General features: G+C 57.3%; 24 protein-coding genes. 11 read left to right on the top strand and 13 right to left on the bottom strand.

The window, feature by feature from the left end:
• Nucleotides 1–50 precede the first annotated feature (50 nt).
• The 3 genes from arsC (at nt 51) to G5221_RS04475 (ending at nt 2,662) form a co-directional block, all read left to right on the top strand.
• Entirely contained in the window at nt 51–476 is a 426-nt protein-coding gene (gene arsC, locus G5221_RS04485) for a glutaredoxin-dependent arsenate reductase (RefSeq protein WP_266134211.1), read from the top strand.
• A gap of 358 nt (nt 477–834) precedes the next feature.
• Entirely contained in the window at nt 835–2,046 is a 1,212-nt protein-coding gene (locus G5221_RS04480; RefSeq protein WP_266134210.1) for a NupC/NupG family nucleoside CNT transporter, read from the top strand.
• A 466-nt stretch (nt 2,047–2,512) separates the two neighbouring features.
• Nucleotides 2,513–2,662, top strand: coding sequence for a hypothetical protein (locus G5221_RS04475; RefSeq protein WP_005347375.1), 150 nt, complete (start codon nt 2,513–2,515; stop codon nt 2,660–2,662).
• 182 nt (nt 2,663–2,844) lie between these two features.
• Here the strand turns inward: G5221_RS04475 and G5221_RS04470 are convergent, their stop codons facing one another.
• The gene (locus G5221_RS04470; RefSeq protein ID WP_421262899.1) at nt 2,845–3,621 is read right to left on the bottom strand and encodes a BPL-N domain-containing protein; all 777 of its coding nucleotides are present in this window, start codon (nt 3,619–3,621) and stop codon (nt 2,845–2,847) included.
• 215 nt (nt 3,622–3,836) lie between these two features.
• Here G5221_RS04470 and G5221_RS04465 point away from each other — a divergent pair, with 215 nt between their 5' ends.
• Nucleotides 3,837–4,370, top strand: a complete 534-nt coding sequence (locus G5221_RS04465; protein ID WP_421262898.1) for a metal-dependent hydrolase — start codon at nt 3,837–3,839, stop codon at nt 4,368–4,370.
• Nucleotides 4,371–4,575: 205 nt separating this feature from the next.
• Here G5221_RS04465 and G5221_RS04460 read toward each other — a convergent pair whose 3' ends face one another.
• The 8 genes from G5221_RS04460 to G5221_RS04425 form a co-directional block, all read right to left on the bottom strand.
• Nucleotides 4,576–5,094, bottom strand: coding sequence for a hypothetical protein (locus G5221_RS04460; protein WP_421262897.1), 519 nt, complete (start codon nt 5,092–5,094; stop codon nt 4,576–4,578).
• A gap of 86 nt (nt 5,095–5,180) precedes the next feature.
• Nucleotides 5,181–6,050, bottom strand: a complete 870-nt coding sequence (locus tag G5221_RS04455; RefSeq protein WP_421262896.1) for a restriction endonuclease — start codon at nt 6,048–6,050, stop codon at nt 5,181–5,183.
• Nucleotides 6,051–6,642: 592 nt separating this feature from the next.
• Nucleotides 6,643–7,449 carry a tryptophan synthase subunit alpha gene (gene trpA / locus G5221_RS04450; protein ID WP_368177660.1) on the bottom strand — a complete coding sequence of 269 codons (807 nt, stop codon included), beginning with the start codon at nt 7,447–7,449 and terminating at the stop codon, nt 6,643–6,645.
• Complete coding sequence (gene trpB, locus G5221_RS04445) at nt 7,446–8,639, bottom strand: tryptophan synthase subunit beta (RefSeq protein WP_005347359.1); 1,194 nt, start codon at nt 8,637–8,639, stop codon at nt 7,446–7,448. Before trpB ends, trpA begins: the two co-directional genes overlap by 4 nt.
• 47 nt (nt 8,640–8,686) lie before the next feature.
• Nucleotides 8,687–10,183: a bifunctional indole-3-glycerol-phosphate synthase TrpC/phosphoribosylanthranilate isomerase TrpF gene (gene trpCF / locus G5221_RS04440; protein WP_421262895.1), complete on the bottom strand. Its 1,497-nt coding sequence runs from the start codon at nt 10,181–10,183 to the stop codon at nt 8,687–8,689.
• The gene (trpD, locus tag G5221_RS04435) at nt 10,183–11,211 is read right to left on the bottom strand and encodes an anthranilate phosphoribosyltransferase (protein ID WP_123173487.1); all 1,029 of its coding nucleotides are present in this window, start codon (nt 11,209–11,211) and stop codon (nt 10,183–10,185) included. Before trpD ends, trpCF begins: the two co-directional genes overlap by 1 nt.
• Before the next feature lie 15 nt (nt 11,212–11,226).
• Entirely contained in the window at nt 11,227–11,826 is a 600-nt protein-coding gene (locus G5221_RS04430) for an aminodeoxychorismate/anthranilate synthase component II (RefSeq protein ID WP_005359135.1), read from the bottom strand.
• Entirely contained in the window at nt 11,819–13,453 is a 1,635-nt protein-coding gene (locus G5221_RS04425) for an anthranilate synthase component 1 (RefSeq protein ID WP_421262894.1), read from the bottom strand. The genes G5221_RS04430 and G5221_RS04425 overlap by 8 nt, the downstream gene beginning before the upstream one ends.
• Before the next feature lie 436 nt (nt 13,454–13,889).
• Between G5221_RS04425 and rnm the strand changes: the two genes are divergently transcribed.
• From rnm to rluB, 5 genes are all read left to right on the top strand, one after another.
• A complete protein-coding gene (gene rnm, locus G5221_RS04420; RefSeq protein ID WP_160880717.1) occupies nt 13,890–14,771 on the top strand; it encodes an RNase RNM in 882 nt (293 codons plus the stop codon).
• A gap of 226 nt (nt 14,772–14,997) precedes the next feature.
• The gene (locus G5221_RS04415) at nt 14,998–15,618 is read left to right on the top strand and encodes an L-threonylcarbamoyladenylate synthase (protein ID WP_421262893.1); all 621 of its coding nucleotides are present in this window, start codon (nt 14,998–15,000) and stop codon (nt 15,616–15,618) included.
• On the top strand, nt 15,611–16,480 hold the full coding sequence (locus G5221_RS04410; RefSeq protein WP_421262892.1) for a segregation and condensation protein A: 870 nt from the start codon (nt 15,611–15,613) through the stop codon (nt 16,478–16,480). The genes G5221_RS04415 and G5221_RS04410 overlap by 8 nt, the downstream gene beginning before the upstream one ends.
• Nucleotides 16,464–17,036: an SMC-Scp complex subunit ScpB gene (scpB, locus tag G5221_RS04405; RefSeq protein ID WP_376869669.1), complete on the top strand. Its 573-nt coding sequence runs from the start codon at nt 16,464–16,466 to the stop codon at nt 17,034–17,036. The genes G5221_RS04410 and scpB overlap by 17 nt, the downstream gene beginning before the upstream one ends.
• 134 nt (nt 17,037–17,170) lie before the next feature.
• The gene (gene rluB / locus G5221_RS04400; RefSeq protein WP_005347347.1) at nt 17,171–18,094 is read left to right on the top strand and encodes a 23S rRNA pseudouridine(2605) synthase RluB; all 924 of its coding nucleotides are present in this window, start codon (nt 17,171–17,173) and stop codon (nt 18,092–18,094) included.
• Between the two features lie 110 nt (nt 18,095–18,204).
• On the opposite strand, the gene G5221_RS04395 is transcribed toward rluB, so the two are convergent.
• Genes G5221_RS04395 through G5221_RS04380 form a run of 4 tightly spaced genes read right to left on the bottom strand, consistent with a single transcriptional unit; the run spans nt 18,205 to nt 22,719 of the window.
• On the bottom strand, nt 18,205–18,831 hold the full coding sequence (locus G5221_RS04395) for a bifunctional 4-hydroxy-2-oxoglutarate aldolase/2-dehydro-3-deoxy-phosphogluconate aldolase (RefSeq protein ID WP_005347342.1): 627 nt from the start codon (nt 18,829–18,831) through the stop codon (nt 18,205–18,207).
• Nucleotides 18,832–18,845: 14 nt separating this feature from the next.
• Nucleotides 18,846–19,808: a sugar kinase gene (locus G5221_RS04390; protein WP_421262891.1), complete on the bottom strand. Its 963-nt coding sequence runs from the start codon at nt 19,806–19,808 to the stop codon at nt 18,846–18,848.
• A complete protein-coding gene (gene uxaC / locus G5221_RS04385; protein WP_421262890.1) occupies nt 19,805–21,229 on the bottom strand; it encodes a glucuronate isomerase in 1,425 nt (474 codons plus the stop codon). Before uxaC ends, G5221_RS04390 begins: the two co-directional genes overlap by 4 nt.
• 41 nt (nt 21,230–21,270) lie before the next feature.
• Nucleotides 21,271–22,719, bottom strand: a complete 1,449-nt coding sequence (locus G5221_RS04380) for a fructuronate reductase (RefSeq protein WP_421262889.1) — start codon at nt 22,717–22,719, stop codon at nt 21,271–21,273.
• Between the two features lie 316 nt (nt 22,720–23,035).
• Between G5221_RS04380 and G5221_RS04375 the strand changes: the two genes are divergently transcribed.
• Entirely contained in the window at nt 23,036–24,352 is a 1,317-nt protein-coding gene (locus tag G5221_RS04375; RefSeq protein ID WP_005347334.1) for an MFS transporter, read from the top strand.
• Between the two features lie 116 nt (nt 24,353–24,468).
• Nucleotides 24,469–25,212, top strand: coding sequence for an FCD domain-containing protein (locus tag G5221_RS04370; protein ID WP_005347333.1), 744 nt, complete (start codon nt 24,469–24,471; stop codon nt 25,210–25,212).
• Nucleotides 25,213–25,214: the final 2 nt, after the last annotated feature.

The following is a 25,214-nucleotide window of genomic DNA, read 5'->3' as shown; positions in this document are numbered from 1 at the left end:
GAACTGATGCTATCCATTTTCTATTCACTTGATTAATGAGAGACACGCAAATGAGTGCAATCACTATCTATCACAACCCGGAATGTGGTACCTCCCGCAACACCCTGGAGCTGATCCGCAACAGCGGCGTGGAACCCACAGTCATCCACTATCTGGAGACGCCCCCCTCCCGTGACCAGCTGGTGGCGCTGATCGCCGCCATGGGTATGCCGGTGCGCGATCTGCTGCGCAAGAACGTGCCCCCCTACGAGGCGCTCGGGCTGGCGGAAGATCGCTTTAGCGATGATGAACTGATCTATGCCATGCTGGCTCACCCCATCCTCATCAACCGCCCCATCGTGGTCACGCCCCTCGGCACCAAGCTGTGCCGTCCGTCGGAACTGGTGCTCGATATATTGCCCGATCAGCAAAAAGGGGCCTTCGCCAAGGAGGATGGCGAGCAGGTGGTGGATGCGAGCGGCAAGCGCCTCAAGTAATCATCTGAGTACTCAAGTACGGATTGAAACAGGGCCAGCATCACGCTGGCCCTGTTTCGTTGTGTGAACAAGTTGAAAAAGTTACCCCAGCCAATCGTTTTACCGCTTTTTCTGTGACGATGATCACTGTACCATCGCCGCCCGACCTGCCACCCGGCCGCATCTCCCCCTGCGACGGCGCTGGCGTCACCCGATACATGCTGTCACCCGGAACGTGAATGACCCCAGGATGGGACCCGCCACTAACCTGTAGGTTTGTGGTCTGCGTGTCGCGTGGGTCGGCACCTCTCCCGCCGGATCGCCCGCGACGCCTGTCTGCAGACTTGCCATATGAAACTCCTCTCTTCATAGGTGCAAGATGACACTGTTATTGAGTCTGGTCGGTATGCTGGCCCTGATGTTTATCGCCTGGCTGGCCAGTGAAAACCGCCGAGCCATCCGCTGGCGAACCGTGCTGGGTGCGCTCGCCCTGCAAACCGGTTTTGCTGCGCTGGTGCTCTATTTCCCCCCCGGACAAATCATGCTCGGTGCCATGAGCAATGGCGTCTCCGCCCTGCTCGGCTTTGCCGACAGCGGCATCCGTTTCGTGTTTGGCGATCTCGCCAGCAACGGTTTTATCTTCGCCGTGCGGGTGCTGCCGCTGGTGATCTTTATCAGCGCGCTGATCGCCGTGCTCTACCACTTCGGCATCATGCAGTGGGTGATCCGGGTATTGGGCGGCGCCATCCATCGCCTGCTCGGCACCAGCCGCGCCGAGTCACTGGTGGCCACCGGCAATATCTTCCTGTCGCAAGGGGAGTCGCCGCTGCTTATTCGCCCCTTCCTTGCCGGCATGACCCGCTCTGAACTCTTTGCGGTGATGACCTGCGGCATGGCCTCGGTGGCGGGCTCGGTGCTGGGCGGTTACGCCGGTCTGGGGGTGGATCTTAAATACCTCATCGCCGCCTCCTTTATGGCGGCGCCCGGTGGCCTGCTGATGGCCAAACTGCTGGTGCCGGAGCAGCAGCAGGTGAGCGATCAGACCGAGATCACCCTCGACAAGAGCGACTACAGCAACGCCATCGACGCGCTGGCGGGCGGCGCCATGGGCGGCATGAAGATCGCCGTGGCCATCGGCACCATCCTGCTCGCCTTTGTCAGCGTCATCACCATGATCAACGCCGGTCTCACCACGGTCGGCGAGTGGTTCGGCTGGGCCGATCTCTCCCTGCAACAGCTGCTGGGTTATCTGTTTGCCCCGGTGGCCTGGCTGATCGGCGTGCCCGCCAGCGAGATGATGGCGGCCGGTTCCCTCATCGGCCAGAAGGTGATCATGAACGAGTTCGTCGCCTATCTGGACTTTGCCAATATCAAGGAAGGCCTCAGCGCCCATACCCAGATCATCATCACCTTCGCGCTGTGCGGTTTTGCCAACCTGGGCTCCATTGCGGTGCAGCTTGGCTCCATCGGCACCATGGCGCCGGAGCGCCGTCACGATGTGGCCAATATGGGCTTCAAGGCTGTGTTGGCCGCGACCCTGGCGAACCTGATGAGCGCCACCCTGGCCGGGATCTTTGTCTCGCTGGCCTGATAGCGTGAGGCAATAGCCGGCTAGCCGGCGGCTCAAACAAAAGACCCCCTCTTACCGCTGGGCAATAGGGGGTCTTTTTATTGGTTTCGCCGGTTGGGCAACTGCGCTGCCTGCCTTTGAAAATGGTAGTAGCACTGCTTAACGCCATTTCGGCGCAGTGCCAGATAATCCGGTTCGGCGATGAGATCTGCTCCAGCATGGGACTACGCCAAACCGGGTTACTGCGTATGCCTTTATCACCTTTTTGGCGGGGGACGTGGGCCTCGTTGCGTTTCGCGTAACGGGGCGGCAGCCGCTGCTACAGCGTGTCACCGTGCAGAATGAATAGTTTTTTAGATTGAATGTTGCATATTCAATCGATTATTTAGTTGGGCGTTTGGGGGATGAGTGGTGTCTGAATAGGGGAGCAGGTTGGCCAATGCGCCGTCAGCCAGTCTTTAAGCGGTCATACAAAGGAGACACTCTGATGGAAACACTTGACCTTAACATCGACACCATGCGCGAAGAGTTCCAGCTTCAGGAGCGCAAAAAAGCCCAAGAGAAGTGGCAAGCCCGAGTCGATGAGCTGCAACAGTTGCGGGGTGGGGAGAGACAACCGGAGGAGCAGGAAGAGTAGTGCTCGTTCCCGGGCGAAAGTTGAGGTAGCGAACCCTTTGTATCGGCTACCCGTTATCTACCACCGATAAAAAAACCACCGACCTTTTGCAGGCCGGTGGTTTTTTTATGGATTGCGGCCGATTGGATGGCCTGACTTCCGGGCCGAGCAATGGGGTCACATCCAGGGGCGTAGGGACGCGCCTACTTCGAATCGGTGACGGGCTCTTCGGAGAGCAACTCGTTAACGAGTCCTGCAGCCAGATGAATATTCGACTCCATCTTGTCACCGCCCACCGCGTTCGCTTTCCACGATTCGGGGGCTTCGGGGTGTGGCCCGGAAACGGCCACCTTGCCTGTGCCGTATGAGCTGATCAGCGCGGCAATATGATGGTTTTGAAAATGGGCGATGACCTTGACCTGCTCGGGGCTTGGCACCGGCGTAAATTGCGGGCCGGCCTGGTAATACATCTGGCGCGCTTCACCAAGCCAGGTGATCGGGAAGATCCTGGCGCTAAAGTCGCCGTCATAATCATCGGATGTGGCAGGGACGAGGCCCAGCGCCGGCACAAAGCCCTCATCTTCAGGCCAGCCGGTGGATGCCACAAATGCCCCCCCACAGATCCCGAGGTAGCGGCCACCATTCTGCAAATAGGTTTTTAACGCCGAACGCGCTTCTGCTGTGAAGGCATTGAGGAGCGGCTCAACATCGTCCTCAGTGCCGCCAACGATAAACACCCTGGCATTATCGAGCTCTGCAGGCAGCGCCTCGATATTGGAGAGATACCTGACCGGCAAGCCCAGCTGCCTGACCACATCCGCAATCGCTCTGGTGCTATCCCCATCAGAAACAGGCCCGTTATAGATCAGCGCGTACGGCTCTTGCTGCGGCTGCGCAGAGGCGGCCTCTGCCATGCATCCTGTCATTAACCAAAGGCTGATAACGCTCGCAATCCGCACGACGCTTTTTGGTACATTCATCGTTGCCACTATCCCTGTGATGTGAACCGAAGAGACTACTTATCACGATCCCGTTCTGCATGTCAGCCGCTGTTAAATGAACATTTCAAGTTAACGCGCCAACGCTGATTGGCGTTGCATTTAGCTAACAGCGAACCAATACAGTGGGTTCACTTCACCTTCACTTCACCGAGCGGGGGTAGGGTAGGCTCACGTTTCAGTTGGAGCTTTATCCTATGCCCACCATAGTCACTCACGCCGCTGTCCCTCTCTGTCTTGGACTGGGGCTTGGCAGCCGGATGATTCCGCCGCGCCTGCTGCTGGCCGGGGTTGCCATCGCCATGTTGCCCGATGCCGATGTGCTCGCCTTCAAACTGGGGGTCGCCTACGGCCATGTCTTTGGCCACCGCGGTTTTACCCACTCCCTGCTGTTCGCCTTTGCCCTGCCTACCCTGGCCATGCTGTTTCACCGCCAATTTCGGGCCAGCGCCGCCACCGTCTGGTCGTTTCTGTTGATCTCTCTGCTCTCCCACAGCCTGCTCGATTCCCTCACCACCGGCGGCAAGGGGGTTGGCTGGCTCTGGCCGTGGCGTGACGAGCGCTTCTTCGCTCCCTGGCAGGTGATCCGGGTTGCCCCCTTCAAGCTAGAGGCCTATCTCACCGCCCGAGGTGAGGCGGTGATCCTCTCCGAGCTCTACTGGGTCTGGCTGCCGGGGGTTGTAGTGATGCTGGTATTGATGGGATGGCGGGTGTGGGGCAAGGGGCGGTAGGGGTGGAATTGGAAGAGGGGATATATTCTACTTTAGTAAATATCGAGAATATTTAAATATTGGCCCCCCATCCTTTATGTTCTGGCGATAAAAATTTGTTCAGAAAGATGGGGGTTCTGATTACCCACCTCTATTAGATCACCTAACGCACACAGCAATGGCTGGTAGGGATTACATTTTTTTGCTGTCCGATTGCCTGTGCTTATTAGATTTTTGATGTGAATAAAACATCGATAAACGCCCCATATTTTTTGTCAACTTCTTGAATGTATTCTTCCCCGCTATGAGGTTCTAGGAGATTAATTTTGGCTTGTTCTTGCCAGCGAGTTACGAGAGCGGTAAATATCTCATTTATTTTGTGCGCTTGACGCCATAAATTTACTGTAAACCGCTTTGCAACGTCTCTACCTTCTTCTGTATCTAAATCCCACCCATGTATTTGTCCATGATTATGTATGAAGTCATTTCTATTTTTTAGATAGTCAGAAAGTAGATTCTCGAGGGGTGGAAATAAAGTAGCTCTTTCTTTGACTTTTCCAATGAAGTAGCCAAGGGCTTTTTTTCGTTCCTTTGCCTCGATAGAATTTAGTTTATCTAATGTTAATGGGGCGTCATCTTGTAATACGAAAGTAGTAACAAATTTAATGTTTCTTTCCACAGACTGAATGTAGGTGAGTGCGAACCCTATAAGAGAGTATATATCTTCACAGTTTGGTGATTTCATATTAAAACCTAATGATTAAGTTAAGGAACGAATTTTCGCGTATCCCAGCGAGAGATGTTAGCAATTTAAAAATATTTTTATACCTATTATGCAGGAGAGTTGAGAGCTTTGTTTAGTTTAATTCGCTCGTGAATGAAGCTCGCAATTACTGATGCTCCAATACCTAAAATAAAGCCAAAGAAGTAATCTAGGGGCTTAACCCACCATGGAGGGCTTGAGGCGCCAATTGCGGCTCTAAAGGCTGCTTGCTGATCATTTGTCAGTTGTTTTAGTTCTTGGGATTTTTCATACTCTCTCTTAATATTTTCAGATTCACGCTGGGTTTTTTGCATATCTGATTTTATTTCAGTCAGATATTTTTCAAGATTCTTTATACTCTCAAGGGCATTTGCTACGTTGTCTATACGAGTATCTAAATTTTTACCTTCCTCTACAAAGTAGGGAATTGTATTTGAAGTGAGAGCTATTAGTACTGCGATAATTGACAAGATGCTGTAAGCAAGACTTTTCATTTTAGTTCTTCTTGCTCTTATTATGTCTTCAGCGGCTTTTTGATTGCTCGTTTTTGTTAGGGCTTCAAATGTTATATCTTGGTATATTTTTGTTATGGTATATCCTGAACTTTTAATGAGTTTTTCTAAAAGCTGTTGTTCTTCCTTATTTAGTTTTGCAGAGGTTATAAGTATGAAGCCATCAAAGTTAGATTTAATTCGATCTGCATTTTCGGCTATTCTATACAGGTCTTGCTTTGAGAGTTTTCTTCTGTGCTTGGCTTCAATTGCAATTTTTTGAGTTTTTTCTTGGTCTTTAGTTGTAGCGCTGAAGTCGTAACCAGCGTCAGATCTTCTAGATGTAAGGTTCTCCAGTGTTGTGAAATCGCCTTGCTCTTGAAGAAAGTTGAATGCTAATTCTTCAAATTTTTGTGCGGAGATGTCGTAGATATCTATTTTTGTCATATTGGTGGATGCTTAATTGGTTTTTGATTTAAGTATAATTTTTTTATCTCGTGATTTTGGGCGAGAAATCGTAGGTTGGTGCTGAACGAAGTGAAGCCCAACGTTTACCGCGAAATATATCTGTAAATCTATTTTGTGGATCTGCCACATCCATATTTATCCCGCTCTGGATAGAGGGTGGAGTAATAATGCTCGCCTGTTGGGCTTTGCTACACGCTGCGTCAACCTAAAAAAACCACGCTACCGCCCCTGAGTGACAGCCCCCAGTCCGCTGCTTTTAACCTGCGAGATAGCAACAATCGCAACCATGGTGCGCTCCCGAGAGAGGGATTGTCGTTTGGCTATCTTAAGGGGGAGGGTGGCGCGTTGAGAAGCGTGTTTTGGCGGGAATCTGTGTTGGATCAGCAAATTAGTCATTAGCAGTGTTAAATGTGAGCAAATTTGGTTGCCGTAGCTTCCCCTCACCCTAGCCCTCTCCCAAGGGGAGAGGGGACAAAGATGCTGGGAGCGGCAACAAGCAGGAAATAGAAAGGGAGCCTATCAGGCTCCCTTTTCGCAGACATGGCCAATGGCATGTGACCCATGCCGCCCCTTATCGATTGGTCGCCGCCTTCATCCCTTCCACAAACTCTTTCAGACGAGTGAGCATATGTTTCGGGTTCTGGTGGTGGGTCTCGATGATCTTTACCACGGCGGAGCCGGAGATGGCGCCGGCAGCGCCGGCGGCGATGGCTTCACGTACCTGGGCCGGTTCGCTGATGCCAAAGCCGAGCAGGGCGGGGGGGGCATTGAACTCGCGCAGGGTATTGATCAGCCCCTCCACCGGCATACCGGCCTTGGTCTCGGCACCGGTGACGCCAGCGCGGCTCACCAGATAGGTGTAACCATTGCCAAGCTCAGCCACCTGTTTCAGGGTCTCGGCGTCGCCATTGGGCGGGGCGATAAAGATGCTGTCGATGCCGAACTTGTCAGCCGCCGCCTTGTAGGGGGCGCACATCTGCACCGGCACGTCGGCGACCAGCACCGAATCGACGCCTGCCTGCTGGCACTTCTCGTAGAAACCGTCGATTTTGCGCACATAGACCAGGTTGGCGTAGACCAGCAGGCCAATGGGCAGCTGCGGGTACTTGGCGCGGATGCGGCCGAGCAGCTCGAAGCAGTCATCCGGGGTGGTGTGGCTGGCAAAGGCGCGCAGGGCGGCGCCCTGAATGGTGGGGCCATCCGCGACCGGATCGGAGAAGGGAATGCCGAGCTCGAGGGCATCGGCGCCCCCTGCGACCAGCGCATCGACGATTGCCAGCGAGAGTTCAGGGGTGGGGTCACCCAGCATCACGAACGGCACAAAGGCGCCCTGATTGGCCGCGTCCAGACGGGAGAAGAGTTGTGCGTAACGGTTCATGACAAGGTTCCTTCTTTCTCGAAAATGTCGGCAACGGTGAAGATATCTTTGTCGCCACGGCCGGAGAGGTTGACGATGAGCACCTGCTCTTTTTCCGGTTCACTGCGGGCCATTTTGAGGGCGTGGGCCAGCGCGTGGGAGGACTCCAGCGCCGGTATGATGCCTTCGGATTTGGCCAGCTCCTGGAAGGCGTCCAGCGCCTCCTTGTCGGTCACCGAGGGGTACTCGGCGCGGCCGATGGCGGCCAGGTGGGCGTGCTGCGGGCCGACGGAGGGGAAATCCAGCCCCGCCGAAACGGAGTAGGACTCCTGAATTTGCCCCTGATTGTCCTGCATCAGATAGGAGTGCATGCCAAAGAAGACTCCCTTGCTGCCGTGACCCAGCGGCGCACCGTGCTCGCCACTCTCGATACCGTGACCGCCCGGCTCGACGCCGATAAGGCGCACTGAAGGTTCATCGATAAAGTCGGCAAACATGCCGATGGCGTTCGAGCCGCCACCGACGCAGGCGATCACCGCATCGGGCAGTCGCTCCTCCTTCTCGAAGCACTGGGCCTTGGCCTCTTCGCCGATCATCTTCTGGAACTCCCGCACGATGGTGGGGAAGGGGTGTGGGCCCGCGGCGGTGCCGAGCAGGTAGTGGGCCGACTCGTAGTTGGCAGCCCAGTCGCGCAGCGCCTCGTTGCAGGCATCTTTCAGGGTGCTGGAGCCTGAGTGCACCGGAATGACGGTGGCACCCATCAGCTTCATGCGAAATACGTTGGGCTTCTGGCGTTCGCAATCCTTGGCACCCATATAGACCCGGCACTTGAGGCCGAGCAGAGCGCAGGCCAGCGCAGTGGCCACGCCATGCTGACCGGCGCCGGTCTCGGCGATGATCTCGCTCTTGCCCATCCGCTTGGCCAGCAGCGCCTGACCCAGCACCTGGTTGGTCTTGTGGGCGCCGCCGTGCAGCAGATCTTCACGCTTCAGATAGAGGCGGGTCTTGGTGCCTTTGGTCAGATTGCGAGTCAGGGTGAGCGGGGTCGGGCGACCGGCATACTCGGTCAGCAGGGACTGAAACTCGGCGATAAAGGCCGGATCATCCTTGGCATCGACAAAGGCTTTCTCCAGCTGGAGCAGGGCCGGGATAAGGATTTGGGGTACATACATACCGCCAAATTCACCGAAAAACGGGTTGAGCAGGGTCATGGCTTCTTCCTTGTATTAGCTAAATCGAAACATCAAAAAGGGTTGCGTTACAGGTTGCGCAGTGCGCCGAAGGCGGCTGCAATCTTGTGCGCATCCTTCTGGCCCGGGGCACTCTCCACCCCGGAGTTGAAATCAAGGCCGAGGCAGCCCACTTGTGCCGCTTGCAGGGCGTTGTCGGGATTAAGGCCCCCCGCCAGCATCAGCTTGGCTTTATCGAGCGTGGCCAGCAGGGCCCAGTCGAACGCCTGACCGGTGCCACCGCTCTGGCTGCCGACTTTCGTATCCAGCAGCAGGCGATCGGCCGGGTAGTCGAGGGCGGGCAGCGGCTCGCCGCTTGTGATGCCAATTGCTTTCCAGATCTGGCAGCCAGCGGGCAGCAGCGGCCGCAGTTCCTCGATATAGGCGGCATCTTCATCCCCATGCAGTTGCACGGCGGCGAGCCCCAGCGCATCCACCGTCTTGGCGATGGTGGCGGGCTGGGCGTTGCGAAATACCCCGACATAGGCGAGCGGCGCGCCCGCCATCACGGCGCGGGCGGCGGGGATGTCCACATAGCGCGGACTCTTTGCCACAAAGATAAGGCCGCCAAATACCGCACCCGCCTGATGGGCGGCGGCGGCATCCTCGGCGCGGGTCAGGCCGCACACCTTGTTCTGACCCAGTACCAGCTTGCGCACAGCCGCTTCCAGATCCGGCTCGGCCATCAATGACGAGCCCACCAGAAAGCCTTTGGCGTGGTGGCGCAGATCCGCCACCTGAGCGCGGTGGTTGATGCCGGACTCGCTGATCACTACCCGATCGCTTGGAATGTCTTTGGCCAGCTGTTTGGTGCGGTTGAGATCGACGCTCAAGTCGCGCAGATCCCGGTTGTTGATACCAATCACCGGTGCGCCAAGGGCGATGGCACGGGTCAGCTCTTCTTCGTTGCTCACCTCGGTGAGCACGCCCAGACCCAGCTCCTTGGCCACCGCGAACAGGGCGCGATAGCCCTCGTCGGTAAGCACCGAGAGCATCAAAAGGATGGCGTCCGCCTGATAGTGGCGGGCCAGATAGACCTGATAGGGGTCAATCATGAAATCCTTGCAGAGCACCGGCTGGATGACGCGGCTGCGCACCCGCGGCAAAAAGGCGAAATCCCCCTGAAAGAACTTCTCGTCGGTCAGCACCGAGATGGCGGTGGCGTATTTGCCATAGATGTCGGCGATCGCCTCCGGGCTGAAGTCGTCGCGGATCAAGCCCTTGGAGGGGGAGGCCTTCTTGCACTCCAGAATAAAGCGGGTGGAGCCCGCCTTGAGGGCGCCTACGAAATCCCGATCGCTTGGGGTCAGCGCGCTCTGGAAGCTCTCCAGCGGCTGGGCCAGCTTGCGGGCTGCGACCCACTCCTGTTTGGCCGCCACGATCTTGCCGAGAATGGTCTGGCTGATGGAGGCCATGTTCAGAAAAGCATGGGGGGCAATAAGGTCTGACATCTCGTTATCCTTGCGAAACTGGCTCTTGCCCTGTGGGCGTTCTGAATGACTGCTGTGCAACGTGGTGGCTGACATCATGCCTCCTGATGGCCCGCTTCCTGATGGCTCAGAGTAGCCAGCTGAGCGGCCAGATCCGCTGCCTTGCCACTGGCCAGCACTGCCAGCACCTCGGCGGCCGCGCTCTTGAGATCGGTCGCCTTGCCCGCCATCAGCAGCAGCGGTGCCACGTTGGCGGCGATGGCGGCGTTGTGGGCCGGGGTGCCACGCCCTTCCAGAATGGCGGCGGTGATGGCGCGGTTCTCTTCCGGTTCCCCGCCCTGAATGGCGCTGACCGGATAGGTCTCCAGGCCAAAGTCAGCCGGGGTGATCATAAATTCGCGGATCTCGCCGTCACGGATCTGGGCCACCTGGGTCGGGCCGTGGATGGCAATTTCATCCAGCCCGGCACCGTGCACCACCATACCGGTTTTCAGCCCCAGTGCCAGCAGGGTTTCTGCGATGGGGCGTACCAGCTCGGGGGCATAGACCCCCATCAGCTGATAGGTGGGGCGAGCGGGGTTGATAAGCGGCCCCAGCACATTGAACAGGGTGCGGGTCTTGAGGGCTTGGCGTACCGGCATGGCATGGCGCACCCCGGCGTGGTACTGGGGGGCGAACAGGAAGCAGATGCCGAGCTCGTCCAGACAGCGGCGCGCCTGTGACGGGCTCATGTCGAGCTTGATGCCCATCTTGTCGAGCAGATCGCTCGAGCCCGACTTGCTCGAGACCGAGCGGTTGCCGTGCTTGGCCACTTTCAGGCCGCAGGCGGCGGCGACCAGCGCCGAGGTGGTGGAGACGTTGATGGTGTTGAGGCCATCGCCACCGGTGCCGACGATGTCACAAAACTCGTAATCCGGACGCGGGAAGTCGCGCGCTTCCGCCAAGAGCGCCTCGGCGGCGCCGGCGATCTCCTCCGGTGTTTCCCCCTTGATCTTGAGGGCGGTCAATAAACTGGCGAGAACGATGGGATCCACTTCGCCACGTACCACCTGGCCGAAGGCGTCACGGGTACTTTCACGGCTCAGAGACTGACCCTGATAGAGGGTGTTGAGATGATGATGCATGTTGGTCTCCTTACCTTAACGCACGCTGCTTTCTGGACGGGTGATATGGGCGAGCGCCTGGGTCAGCAGGCGGGCCCCTTCCGAAGTCATGATGGATTCCGGGTGGAACTGGAAGCCCAGCACCCGCTCATCCTGCTGCTCGATGGCCATGGGCATGCCCTGATAGTGGGCAATCACCGTCAGCTCTTCCGGTACATAGGTGGCGACCAGTGAGTGGTAGCGGGCCACCGGCAGCGGGCTCGGCAGACCGGCGAAGGCACCATGGCCGTTGTGCTCAATCAGGGACCGCTTGCCGTGGACAATCTCGCCTGCCGCACCGACGGTGCCGCCGTAGGCTTCGCACAGGGCCTGATGGCCGAGACAGATACCGAGGATGGGCACCTGACCACGGGCCAGCTTGATGAGGTCAATCAGGCAACCCGCCTCGTGGGGGGCGCCCGGGCCCGGCGAGAGCACCAGCACGGCGTCCCCTTCGCAGGCGGCGATCTCGCTCATGATGCGGCTCGCCGGCAGGCTGTTGCGGTAGATCCGCACCGGATAACCGAGGGAGCGGAACTGATCGACGAGGTTGTAGGTAAATGAATCGAAGTTGTCGAGCAGGAAGATATTAGTCATGGCTCACGTCCTTATGTTGCTCCTGCTGGGCGCTCAGGGCTTGCAGGGAGGTGCCATGGCTGGCGGCGATGGCGGCCAGCACGGCGGCCGCCTTGGCGCGGGTTTCGTCCGCTTCGGCTTGGGGTTTGGAGTCATAGACCACCCCGGCACCGGCCTGCACATGGGCCACGCCATCTTTCACGAAAGCAGAGCGAATGACGATGCAGGTATCCATCTCACCAGCGCCGTTGATGTAGCCGACCGCGCCGCCGTAGCTGCCGCGGCGCTTGCCTTCCACCATGCGAATAAGCTCGCTGGCGCGGATCTTCGGCGCGCCTGTGAGGGTGCCCATGTTCATGCAGGCCTGATAGGCGTGCAGGGCGTCAAGATCAGAGCGCAAGGTGCCGACAACCTTTGAGACCAGGTGCATCACGTGGCTGTAGCGATCCACTTTCAGCAGCTCCTTGACGTAACGGGTACCCGGTTCCGAGATGCGGGCGATGTCGTTGCGGCCCAGATCCACCAGCATCAGGTGCTCGGCCACCTCTTTCTCGTCCTGACGCAGCTCCAGCTCGATGCGGCCGTCGAGATCCCGGTTGATGCTGCCATCCGGGTTGAAACCGCGGCGGCGGGTACCGGCGATGGGGTACATCTCCACATCGCGGCTGGCGGCGCAGAATTTCACCGCGCTCTCGGGGGAGGCGCCAAACAGGGTGAAGCCCTCATCCTGCACGTAGAACATGTAGGGGCTGGGGTTGGTCTGCTTGAGGCGGCGATAGGCGGCCAGGGGGCTTGGGCAGGGCAGGGAGAAGCAGCGGGACGGCACCACCTGGAAGATGTCGCCACGGCGGATAAAGCCCTTGAGTTTCTCCACCTCGGCGCAGAACTGTTTGTCGCTCTTGTCCACGCTCATGCCACCGGTCAGGGGCTGGGTGGTCAGCTCGGCGCTTAGAGGTTGCTGGCAAATCTGTTTGAAGTCGGTGAGCCGTTCGGTCAGGCGGGTGTATCTGTCTTCCACCTGGCTTTCGTCGCTGTCGCCGCCAAAGATGCAGGCCAGCAGTTGAGTGGTGCGTTCGATATGATCGATGGTGATCAGGGTTTCGGCCACATAGAAGCAGTAGTCGGGGCAGTCGTTGCTCCCCTGTGGCACTTCGGGCAGATCTTCAAAAGAGGCGATCAGGTCGTAGGCAAAGCTGCCCGCCATAAACAGTGCCTCTTTGCCGAGCTGGCAATCAAGCTCCCGCTGCAGGGTGCGCAGCACGTCCAGCACGCTGCTCCCCTTGAGGCGGCTGTCTTCATCCTGCTCCCGATCGGAGGCCGGGAAGTCGAGTTGTAGCTCGCCATCTACCAGCGAACGAGCCACCACCGCAGGCAGCCGCTCGGCCAGCAGGCTCTGCAACTGGGCGCCGTTGTCGTTCAGGCTGCGAACCCGCACGGTGCGGCCACGGCACTCGATGCGCAGGCAGGCATCCACCAGCAGCAGGCTCTGTTTGCCTGCCTTGGAGTCGATCTCCACCGATTCCAGCAGCAGGTTGTTGGGGCGGCCCTGACAGAGGCGGGTATAGAGCGCCAGCGGATCGGCCACATAGGGGGCGTTGAGCTTGAGGGTATCGAATTCACCCAGAGGAAGGCGATGTGTGGCTGTCATAGTGCGTTCCCTTGCGTGTGATGCGTGTTACCGATGTTCATGACATTGAATTCCTTGAAAATTTAATTGGTCCGGGGTGGCTGGTTCAGGGGCGCCATCGCCAGGTTAGCTTGCTTGTCTGAATTCTCGGTTTCATCACAGGTCCATTTGCCGGATAATAAAAAAGCCCGCTGGGGTCAGCGGGCTTTTTCTTTGGGTTCTTAATTTGCTGTCAGATTACAGGTACAGCAACGACCACACGCCCGCATGTCAGGGAGTGTGCCACCACCAGATGGTCAGGATGGAAGTCGTTTGCATGATAAAGTCCTGTAAAAAGATGTTTGCAATGAAGTGCCTACAGAAAACGATAAAGCCGCGGCCAAGTCAAGTCGCTTTTTAGCCTTCTTTCACCGATTTGCCATGAATGGTGACCTGACCACGAGAGCGGAATAACCTGATGAGATTCGATCTTCACTGCCATACCACTGCCTCCGACGGGGTGCTGAGCCCAGCCGAACTGGTGCGCCGCGCCGCCGAAAAACAGGTCGAGGTGTTAGCAGTTACTGACCACGACACCCTTGCCGGGCTTGATGAGGTGCGCCGCACCATCGACGCCGAGCAACTGCCGCTGCGACTGGTGAGCGGGGTCGAGATCTCCACCGGCTGGGAGCATCACGAGATCCATATCGTGGCGCTAGGGGTGGATGAAAAAAATCCGCAGCTGTTGGATTTTCTGGCCGGTCAGCTGGCCCGTCGCGAAGCGCGTGCGCTGGAAATCGGGCGTCGTCTGGAGAAGTGCCTCATCCCCGGCACCTATGAAGAGGCCAAGGCGCTCGCCGGTGACGCCGCCGTGACCCGCGCCCACTTTGCCCGGGTGCTGGTGGCGCGCGGAGTGGCCGACAATATGCAGAAGGTATTCAAAAAGTACCTGAGCCGTGGCAATAAAGGGTATGCCCCGGCCGAGTGGCCCGAGATGAGTGAAGCCATCGCCGCCATTCACGCCGCCGGTGGGCTGGCGGTGCTGGCCCACCCCAGCCGTTACGATCTCACCGCCAAGTGGATCAAGCGGCTGTTGGTGGCCTTCAAGGCGGCCGGTGGGGATGCCATGGAGGTGTCATTGCCCCAGCAGAGCCCGCAGGAGCGGGCCAATCTGGGCCAGTGGGCCAAGGATCACGACCTCTATATCTCGGTGGGATCGGATTTTCACTTCCCCTCCAACTGGACCGAGCTGGGCCGCCACCTCTGGCTGCCCAAAGAGGGGATGCCCGTCTGGTTGGCCTATCCCGGTCACTTTGGGCTCACCACTGAGCAACATGCAGAGCTGCTGGCGAGCCGGTAACGGCGCCAGCGAAATAGGGAACAAGCCGGGCAAGAGGGGATTCCCATAGTGTGGCTTGCCTATCCCGGTCACTTTGGGCTCACCACCGAGCAACACGCCGAGCAGCTGGCGAGTCGGCAACGGCGCCAGCGAAGCAGCCACAAACAGGTTAAGGTAGTGTCATGGGTCTTTGGCCCGTGACCATACGAGCGGGCAGGTATTGCTGCCCCCATTGCGAGAACAAGCTATGAGTCAGCATTTTTACGTACATCCGGAAAACCCCCAGGCCCGACTGATCGGTCAGGCGGTACAGATCATCCAGAACGGCGGCGTTATCGTCTATCCGACCGACTCAGGCTATGCGCTGGGTTGCCAGATGGGTGACAAGGGCGCGCTGGAGCGCATCTGCCGCATCCGTCGCCTCGACGCCAACCACGACTTCACCCTGGTGTGCCGCGATCTCTCCGAGATCTCCACCTACGCCAAGGTCGACAACAGCGCGTTTCGCCTGATCAAGAACAACACCCCGGGCGCCTACACCTTCATCTTCAAGGCGACCAAAGAGGTGCCGCGCCGCCTGATGAACGAGAAGAAGAAAAGCATCGGCATCCGGGTGCCGGACAACAAGATTGCCCAGGCGCTCTTGGAAGCACTCGGCGAGCCGCTGCTCTCCACCACATTGATCCTGCCGTACTCCGAGATGGCCGAGTTCGATCCGGAAGAGATCTTCGACAAGCTGGGCAAGCAGATCGATCTGGTGGTCAACGGCGGTTATCTGGGCGAGCAGCCCACCACAGTGGTCGATTTCTCTGACGACGAGCCGGTATTGCGTCGTCGCGGTGCCGGAGACCCGACTCCGTTTGAGTGATGTCGCTGAACCGGTGACAGTCCCTTCCGCCGAGACGGGATCTGGCGCCGCGCTACCCATCGCGAAAGTCCTGGGGCAGCCCTATCACGAGCTGCCCCAGGATCTGTTCATCCCGCCCGATGCGCTGGAGGTGTTCCTCGATACCTTCGAGGGGCCGCTGGATCTGCTGCTCTATCTGATCCGGCGTCAGCAGCTCGATATTCTCAACCTGCCGATCCTGCAGATCACCGCCCAGTACATGGAGTACGTGGAGCTGATGCAGGGACTCAACCTTGAGCTGGCGGCCGAATATCTGCTGATGGCGGCCTGGCTGGCGGAGATAAAATCCCGCCTGCTGCTGCCCAAGGCGCCGGAGCTGGAGGATGAAGAGGAGGGGGAAGACCCGCGGGTGACCCTGATCCGCCGCCTGCAGGAGTACGAGCGTTACAAGGTAGGTGCAGAGAGGGTCAATGAGCTGCCACGGGTGGAGCGGGAGATTTATATCGCCACCGCCTTGCCCCCCGATTTTGGCGATCTCAAGCCGCTGGCGCCCGATGTTTCGCTGGTTGAGCTCGCCCTTTACATGCAAAGTGTGGTAAAACGCGCGACTCATTTCGAACATCACCAGATCCGCCGCGAACAGATCCCGACCCGGGTGCGCATGGCGGAGATCCTTGCCATGCTCACGTTGGGGCAGACCCTGCGCCTTGAGCAGGTGCTGCGCGCCGAAGAGGGGCGCATGGGGGTACTGGTGACGTTTCTGGCCCTGCTGGAGCTGTGCAAGGAGCAACTGATCTGGATCCTGCAGGCAGAACCCCTTGGCCCAATCCATTTCGCATTGGCCGAGCAGAGCGAGGAGGGCAACCGTGGCGCTGCCCACTGAACGACTCAAGACCCTGATCGAAGCAGCGCTGTTTGTGGCCGGTCGCCCGCTCAATGTCAGCGAACTGAAAAGCAGCGTGCTGGCGGATTATCCGGTGACCAGTCGCTATGTTCAGCTGCTGTTGGCCGAGATCAGGCAAGATTACAGTACGCGGGGCGTCGAGCTCAAAGAGGTCGCCTCCGGCTGGCGCTTTCAGGCGCGTCAGGAGTATGCCGAGGAGCTCTCGCGGCTCTGGAGCGAGCGGGCGCCCCGTTATTCGCGCGCCGTGATGGAGACGCTGACCCTGATCGCCTATCGCCAGCCCATCACCCGGGCCGAGATCGAAGCGATCCGCGGGGTGGCGGTGTCGAGCCAGATAGTGAATACCCTGAAAGAGCGTGGCTGGGTGCGCAGCATCGGCCACAAAGAGGTGGCGGGTCGCCCCGAGCTGCTCGCCACCACCAGAGAGTTTCTGGATTACTTTAATCTGCAGAGTCTGGAGCAGCTCCCCGAGCTGGATCCTGAGCTGCAACCCCTGTTGCCCTCTGCGGTGGACGGGGAGAACGATGCCCGGTGAATGGCGCCCAAGCGTGCCGATGTCACCGAGATATACATTTTTCAACTGTGGCGAGTGCTCCTACCGGCGTTTGTTACAGTTAACCCCGTTGCCCCTTTTACCAGTGGGCAGCGATCAACAATCAGGTAACCCCGATGAGTGAAAAACTGCAAAAAGTGTTGGCCCGCGCGGGTCACGGCTCCCGTCGTGAGATGGAGGCCCTGATCACCGCAGGTCGGGTCAGTGTGGATGGCAAGGTCGCCACGCTGGGGGATCGCGTCGAAGTGAACGCCGTGATCCGGGTGGATGGTCACCAGGTCAAGACCCGTGCCGCAGAGGAAGTGATCTGCCGCGTACTGGCTTACCACAAGCCGGAAGGGGAGATGTGTACCCGTCACGATCCGGAAGGTCGTCCCACCGTGTTTGATCGTCTGCCCAAGATGGAAGGTGCCCGCTGGATCGCGGTCGGCCGCCTCGACGTCAACACCTCCGGTCTGCTGCTGTTCACCACCGACGGTGAGCTGGCCAACCGTCTGATGCACCCGAGCCACGAAGTGGAGCGGGAATACGCGGTGCGTGTCTTTGGCGAGATCACCGAAGCCATGCTGCAGCGTCTGCGCAAGGGCGTGCAGCTGGAAGATGGCACCGCCAAGTTCAACAAGATCAAACCGGCTGGCGGTGAGGGTCTGAACCAGTGGTTCAACGTCACCCTGACTGAAGGTCGCAACCGTGAAGTGCGCCGCCTGTGGGAATCCCAGGAAGTGCAGGTGAGCCGCCTGATGCGGATCCGTTACGGCGACGTCAAGCTGGACCGCGGCATCCCGCGCGGCGGCTGGCAAGAGCTGAAACTGCCGGAAGTGAACTACCTGCGCGGTCTGGTCAACCTGCCGCCGGAGACCGAATCCAAGGTCGATCTGCAGCAAGATGGCAAAACCAGCCGCCACAAGCAGGCCGCCCAGATCCGTCGCGCCGTGCAGCGTCACAAAGAGATGCAGGGCAAAGAGCCCCGCGCTCGCGCCACCACCGCCCGTCGCAAGCCGCAAGCCTCTACCCGCAACTCCGGTACCGGCAGCAAGTAAGCCGACAACCCGTTGCGTACTGCACGCTGTTCAAGTGCGCAGTCGGCCAAGCAAAGGCCCGCACCAGATGGTGCGGGCCTTTTTTGTCAGCGCGTTGCCTGGCGGCAATATTATTGGACCTGTGCCACTGCTTCACGAGTGAGTCGGCCGATCTCTTCCCACTGTTTCTCTGCGATCAGTTTCTTGTCGACCATCCAGGAACCACCACACGCAATGACCCGCGGGATCGCCAGATATTCATTGATATTGTGAGTCGAGATCCCGCCGGTGGGCATCAGCGTGATCTGGGTATAAGGTGCCAGCAGCGCCTTGATCATCGCGCTACCACCTGATGCTTCGGCCGGGAAGAACTTCAGCGTCGTCAGCCCCATCTCCAGCGCCGCTTCAATGGTGCTGGGATTATTGACTCCAGGGATGATCGGGATGTTCAGCTCCTGACAGGCCTTGACGGTGTTCGGGTTAAAGCCGGGGGAGACGATAAAGGTGGCCCCTGCCTCTTTGGCTGCGATCACCTGCTCGCGGTTGAGCACGGTGCCTGCGCCAATCAGCATCTCTGGATATGCCTTGCGCAGCAACCGGATAGCTTCGACCGCGGCAGCGGAGCGGAAGGTGATCTCGGCAACCGGCAGACCGTTATTGGCCAGCGCCGCCCCCAGTGGAATGATATCTTCAGCCTGCTCGATGGCGATCACCGGGATCACTTTCAGGGCTTGCAGTTGTTCAGTAATGGATGACATTTGGTTGACCTCGTTTAGTGTGATGCCGGTTTGATGAAGCTGTCGGTGACACTGCGGGTGGCACTTTCCGGAATAATTGCCCCCTTGTGCTGAATGACGATCCCCGCCAGTCGGTGGCCCATGCGGGCGCACTCGTCGATCGCCCGTCCTTGCAGGTAGCCAGCCAGAAAACCGGCATTGAAGGAGTCACCGGCCGAGGTGGTATCCACCACCTTGCTGACCGCTTGGGTAGGGATAGTGATGGCAGGTTCCCCGGTTTGCAGGGCCTGGTAACAGCAGCCAGCCGCCCCCTGTTTGACCACCGCCTGCTGCACCCCGGCCGCCTTGAGGCGCTGCAGGGTCCGGGTCACATCCTCGTCCCCCCACAGGGCCTGCTCATCGTCGTCGGTGACCAGGGCCAGCGCGGTGATGGCCAGCAGTTGCTGGTAACAGGCCCGGGCGTCGGCCGGACTCTGCCACAGGGCGGGGCGATAGTTGCTGTCAAAGATGATCGCCACGTCCGCCCGGTGCAGTTCAGCCAGCCACAGCAGCAGCGCCTGCCGATCTGCCGCGGGCAGGATCGCCAGCGAAATACCGCTGAGATAGAGCGCATCCACGTCGCTGACGGCCTGCTTGAGCTGTGGCAACTGCGGATGCTGCATCAGGTAACGGGCAGCCGAATCGTTGCGCCAGTAGAGGAAGGTGCGCTCGCCGTGCTCATCAAGCTGGATAAGATAGAGGCCGGGATGGCGCTGTTGGTCGATGAGCACCGCGCTGGTGTCGATCCCGGCCTGTTGCCAGCGCGCGATGATTTGCTGGCTGAGAGGATCCTGGCCCATGGCGGTCAGATAACTCACCTGAATATCGGTGCGTTGGGAGGCACGCGCGAGATAGATGGCGGTATTGAGGGTATCGCCCCCGAATGATTGCTGCATGTCGCCAAAAGGCGTGCCATTGAACTCAATCATGCACTCCCCGAGCAGGGCAATCCGTTTCATCCTCGGGCTCCTGGCAGTTGAAAGTAGCGGGCTGCATTGTGATAGCAGATATCCTGGATCATTTTCCCGGACAGCTGCAGATCACTGGGGATTTCGCCCTGCTCAATCCAGCGCCCCACCATGTCGCACAAAATGCGGCGGAAATATTCGTGGCGAGTGTAGGAGAGGAAGCTGCGGGAGTCGGTCAACATGCCGACAAACTGGCTGAGCAGGCCGAGTTGAGAGAGCTGCTCCAGCTGGCGCTGCATACCATCTTTCTGATCGTTGAACCACCAGCCTGAGCCGAACTGGATCTTGCCTGCAATGCCTCCCCCCTGGAAGTTGCCCGCCATGGTTGCCAGCACCTCGTTATCACGAGGGTTAAGGCAATAGAGGATGGTCTTGGGCAGCTCATCGGTTTGATCCATCTCATCCAGCAGATGAGCAAGCTCCCAGGCAAACGGCTTGTCTCCGATAGAATCAAAGCCACAGTCTGCGCCAAGCAGAGTGAACATGCGGCTGTTGTTATTACGTTGAGCGCCCAGATGCAACTGCATCACCCAGCCTCGCTTGGCGTATTGACGGCCGAGCCATACCTGAACGGCAGTGGAGAAGGCTGCAGTCTGCGATTCGTCCAGCACCTCTCCGGCCAGTCGGCGCTGGAGCAGTTGAGTCAGGGTCGCATCGGAGGGAACTGGTGCATAACGCACCACTTCGATACCGTGATCCGCTGCCCGGCAACCATGTCGGGCGAAGTGTTCAAGGCGCCGTTCCAGCGCAGTTAGCAAGTCGGCAAAGGTAGTAATGTCGACATCGGCGGCGGCACCCAATGTCCCAATGTAGTCAGCAAAACCGGCTTGCTCGATCTTGAATACCTTGTCGGGGCGCCAGCTGGGGAGCACCTCGATAGCAAAACCGGGGTCCTCGGCAATCTGGCGATGATAGATAAGTGAATCCACCGGATCATCTGTGGTACCGACCATGCGGACATTCATCTGCTGCATCAACCCGCGGGCGGAGAAGGCCGGGGTGGCGAGCAGTTCGTTGCAGTGATCCCATACCTTGTCGGCGGTGTTTGGCGCCAGGGTGATACCCTCCAGACCGAAGGGGCGGCGCAGTTCTAGATGGGTCCAGTGATAGAGAGGGTTACCCAGCGTTTGCGGGACTGTCTGTGCCCACGCATTGAACTTGTCACGACTGCTGCTGTTTTTTCCGGTGATCAGAGCCTCCGGGATACCGGCGCTGCGCATGGCTCGCCATTTGTAATGGTCCCCCTCCAGCCAGATCTGGCCCAGATCATCGAATCGGCGATCTTCCGCTATCTCTTGTGGATTGAGATGGCAGTGGTAGTCATAGATAGGCATATCAGCGGCATAGTCATGGTAGAGATGACGTGCCGCATCGCTGTTCAACAGAAAATCCTTACACAGGAAAGACTTCATATTCATTTCTCCCTTGGCCCTGTCATTGCCAGATATGGTGATTAGAGCGCAGCGACGCAGTGACGGGCACCGTGGTCAAGCAGTCCTTGATAGGTCCGAGTGACCGCATCGACAAAAGCACCCTGTTGCGGCAGTTCCGGGCCAAAGATGGCCTCAATGGCCAGCAACGGTTTGACCACGTTGCAACTGAGGCCGTGCTCTGCATAGATCGCCTGGAAGTGAGGTAGCAGGGGATCCCTGACATCGATCACCTCACCGTTTTCTCCCTCACCGCTGACATAACGCATCCATCCGGCGATGCCCAATGCCAGATGTCGGTAATCACTGCCGTTCTTCAGATGGAAGAGGACGGAGTCGACCATGCGTTGTGGCAGCTTTTGACTGCCATCCATGGCGATTTGCCAGGTCTGGTGTTTGAGCGAGGGGTTGGTGAAACGGGCGATCAGTTGTTGGGCATAGTCCTCGAGATCAGTTCCAACAGGCATGTTCAGGGTTGGCGCCTGTTCATTGAGCATCAGGGCAAGTGCAGCCTGGCGATAGGCCGGGTTCGTCATGGTGTCTGCGATATGGGCATAACCGCCGAGGTAGCCGAGATAGGCGAGAAATGAGTGGCTGCCGTTCAGCATGCGCAATTTCATCTCTTCAAAGGGCACGACATTGCTGACAAATTCGGCACCAGCCAGAGCCCAGTCGGGGCGGCCGTTGACGAAATTATCTTCAATTACCCATTGCCGGAATGGCTCGCAGGCGATGCCACAGGGGTCATAAACACCGATGGCTTGCTCAATCTCTGCCAGCGTCTCCTGGGTAGCTGCAGGTACGATGCGGTCGACCATGGTGCAAGGGAAGGTGACCTGCTCACGGATCCAGGATGCCAGCTCTCCATCGAGCAGTTCGGCAAATCCCAGAATGGACTGACGTGCAACGTGACCATTTTCCTGCACGTTGTCGCAAGACATGACTGTAAAGGGAGGGAGGCCACGATCTTTGCGCAGGCGCAGGGCGGCAACGATGCAGCCGATGGCGGAAGTGGGGGCATCAGGGTGCTGCAAGTCGTGCTGGATCAACGGATTCTGCGGGTTGAACTGCCCGGTGGCAGGGTCTGCGCAATAGCCTTTTTCAGTGATCGTCATCGATACAATGGCGACTTGCGGTTCTGCCATCTTCTCGAGAATGGCGGACATGCCGTCAAAGGTGGGGTGCAGTGACTCCACCACAGAACCAATCACTTTGGGCTGTACGCTCTCGGCACCCTTCTCCAGCACGGTGTAGAGGTGGTCTTGTGCTCTGAGCGATCGGATCAGCTCCTCACCACCGAACAGGTTGACCTCACAGATCCCCCAGTCACCTCCGCCAGCTGCGAGCGTCTCATGGGTAATCAAGGCTTGGTGGGCTCGATGAAACGCGCCGAAGCCGATATGAACTATCCGGTTTCGCAGTGCTGCTCGCGGATAGGGGCTCAACATCAATTCACTCAGCTTGTTCTTCATCTTTTCTTGCCTCGATTTATAAATTTTTGCACATCACCAGAGTCGCTGGTTGGCGCCACAGGCGTCAGCCAACCGTTGCGTGTCGTGACATGACTTGTATGGGTAACTGGGATATCAGCCTCTGCATGCTATCTCCAGGTCAGCCATAAGTCTATTTTGGTTGACCAAATAGATCTTTTTTTGAGATCGAGATCAACCAAATGAGTTAAGTTGGTTGATCTATGGCTGTTACCTCAAGATGATGGCCGCACATCGCAGTAGTCAATATGCCTTGATGTGGCCTGACTCATTTAAATTGGTGGTTGAAGGATTCATTATGAGCATCAAAGTTAAAAACTTGAGGTGGTATATCATCGCCTTGGTTTGTCTTGGCACAATAGTTAACTATTTATCCCGCAGCTCATTGAGTGTTGCCGCACCTCAAGTAATGAGTGAGCTGAATTTTACAGAAAAAGAATATTCATGGATCGTAAGTGCATTTCAGATATGTTACACAATTGCACAGCCGATTGCTGGTTATATAATCGATATGATTGGTTTGAAAGTAGGCTTTTTTATTTTTGCAGTCGCTTGGTCTCTATTTAATATGGCGCATGCATTTGCTGGCGGCTGGATTAGTTTGGCGGTATTGCGTGGCGGCATGGGGTTGACGGAGGCTGCGGCTATTCCAGCAGGGATGAAGGCTAGTGCCGAATGGTTTCCAGCCAAGGAGCGTGGCATTGCCGGTGGATTGTTTAACGCTGGTACCTCAGTCGGAGCCATGCTTGCTCCTCCGTTGGTAGTCTGGGCAATGCTAACCTTTGAAAGCAGTGGGTTAGGCACTGAAATGGCATTCATAATCACCGGAGGTGTGGGGATCCTCTTTGCGATCACCTGGTTTCTTGTATATCGCTCCCCCAGAAAACATAAATGGATTTCCCAGAACGAGCTGACATATATAGAAGAGGGGCAAGAGAAACATCTCACAGCCAATGAGGGTAAGCCTGAAATAAAAGAAATTATCAAACAGCGTAATTTTTGGGGCTTGGCAATAGCAAGGTTTCTAGCAGATCCAGCTTGGGGAACGCTCAGTTTTTGGATGCCTCTATACTTGACTTCGGTTATGCATCTTCCTCTTAAAGAAATTGCCATGTTTGCCTGGTTACCATTTCTTGCTGCTGATTTCGGATGTATTGCGGGTGGATTTATTGCAAAGTTTTTCATGGAAAAACTTAATATGACAACACTGAATGCGCGGCGAGCTACTTTCACCATTGGTGCGATACTTATGTTGGCAATTGGCTTTGTCAGTATTATTAAGGATCCCTACGTGGCGATTGCCTTGATGAGTATCGGTGGATTTGCTCACCAGACGTTGTCAACCGTGGTTATTACCATGTCGGCAGACCTTTTCAAAAAGAATGAAGTGGCGACAGTCGTTGGCCTTGCGGGTTCGGCAGCCTGGATTGGCCAGCTATCGTTCACTCTGGTGATGGGGGCCTTGGTGGCAATTATTGGTTATGGGCCTTTCTTCATTAGCCTCAGTGTCTTTGACTTGGTGGGTGCCGTTGTGCTGTGGGTATTGCTAAAAGAGCCGGCAGCCCAGAGGTTGACTCATCTTCACATGGAGAAGGCTGCAACAACGCTCTCATAAGCATGTCAGAGGGTCACCAAGGTGTTGATACTGGATATCATGATTACTTTGGTTGACCAATTGTTGTTGGTTGCTTACCATTTTGGAAAACTACGCTACCAATTTGAGAGCAAGCCATGAGTGTTGAAGTAAAGCGTCAATATCGTGAAGTTGGTGAGTTTATCAAGGAAGAGTTGGCTTCAGGCAAGTACGCCTTGGGCTCCCGTCTTCCTCCTGAGCGCGACATTGCTGAACAGGTGGGAGTGGGGCGCTCTGTGGTGAGAGAGGCTCTCATCATGCTCGAGATTGAAGGTTTTGTAGAAGTGAAGAAGGGGTCCGGTATTTATGTCATTGCGATCCCTTCCGAGCCAAATTTCAGCCCGAATGATACCGTGATGGGACCTTTTGAACTGCTGCAAGCCCGGCAATTGCTGGAGAGCAATATCGCAGAGTTTGCCGCCATTCAGGTGACTCCGTCAGATATACAAAAAATGCGCGCAGCCCTGGAGGCTGAGCGTCGTGATGTCGAGAGTGGTGAGGGTGAAGAGGGTGATATGAATTTTCACCTGGCAATAGCCGAAGCGACTCATAACAACATGCTGGTGGCATTGTGGCGCCAGTCTTGGGTTAGTCGAGAAAATAACCCGATGTGGCAGCATTTGCATGACCGGATTGCCACTACTGAATATCGCAAAGAGTGGTTGAATGACCATGTTGCAATCTTGTCTGCAATGCAAAAAAAAGATCCTGCGGCAGCCAAACTGGCGATGTGGACCCATTTAGAGAATGTCAAACAGCGATTGATGGAGTTGTCAGATGTTGATGCTCCCGAGTTTGACGGATTTTTGTTTGGCTCTTATCCAGTCAGATTTTCAAGTTAGCG

This window comes from Aeromonas sp. 602200 (assembly GCF_049173895.1).
Classification (GTDB): Bacteria; Pseudomonadota; Gammaproteobacteria; order Enterobacterales; family Aeromonadaceae; genus Aeromonas; species Aeromonas veronii_A.
Note: the sequence above shows the minus strand (reverse complement) of the source record. Positions and strands in the feature narration are given on the sequence as shown.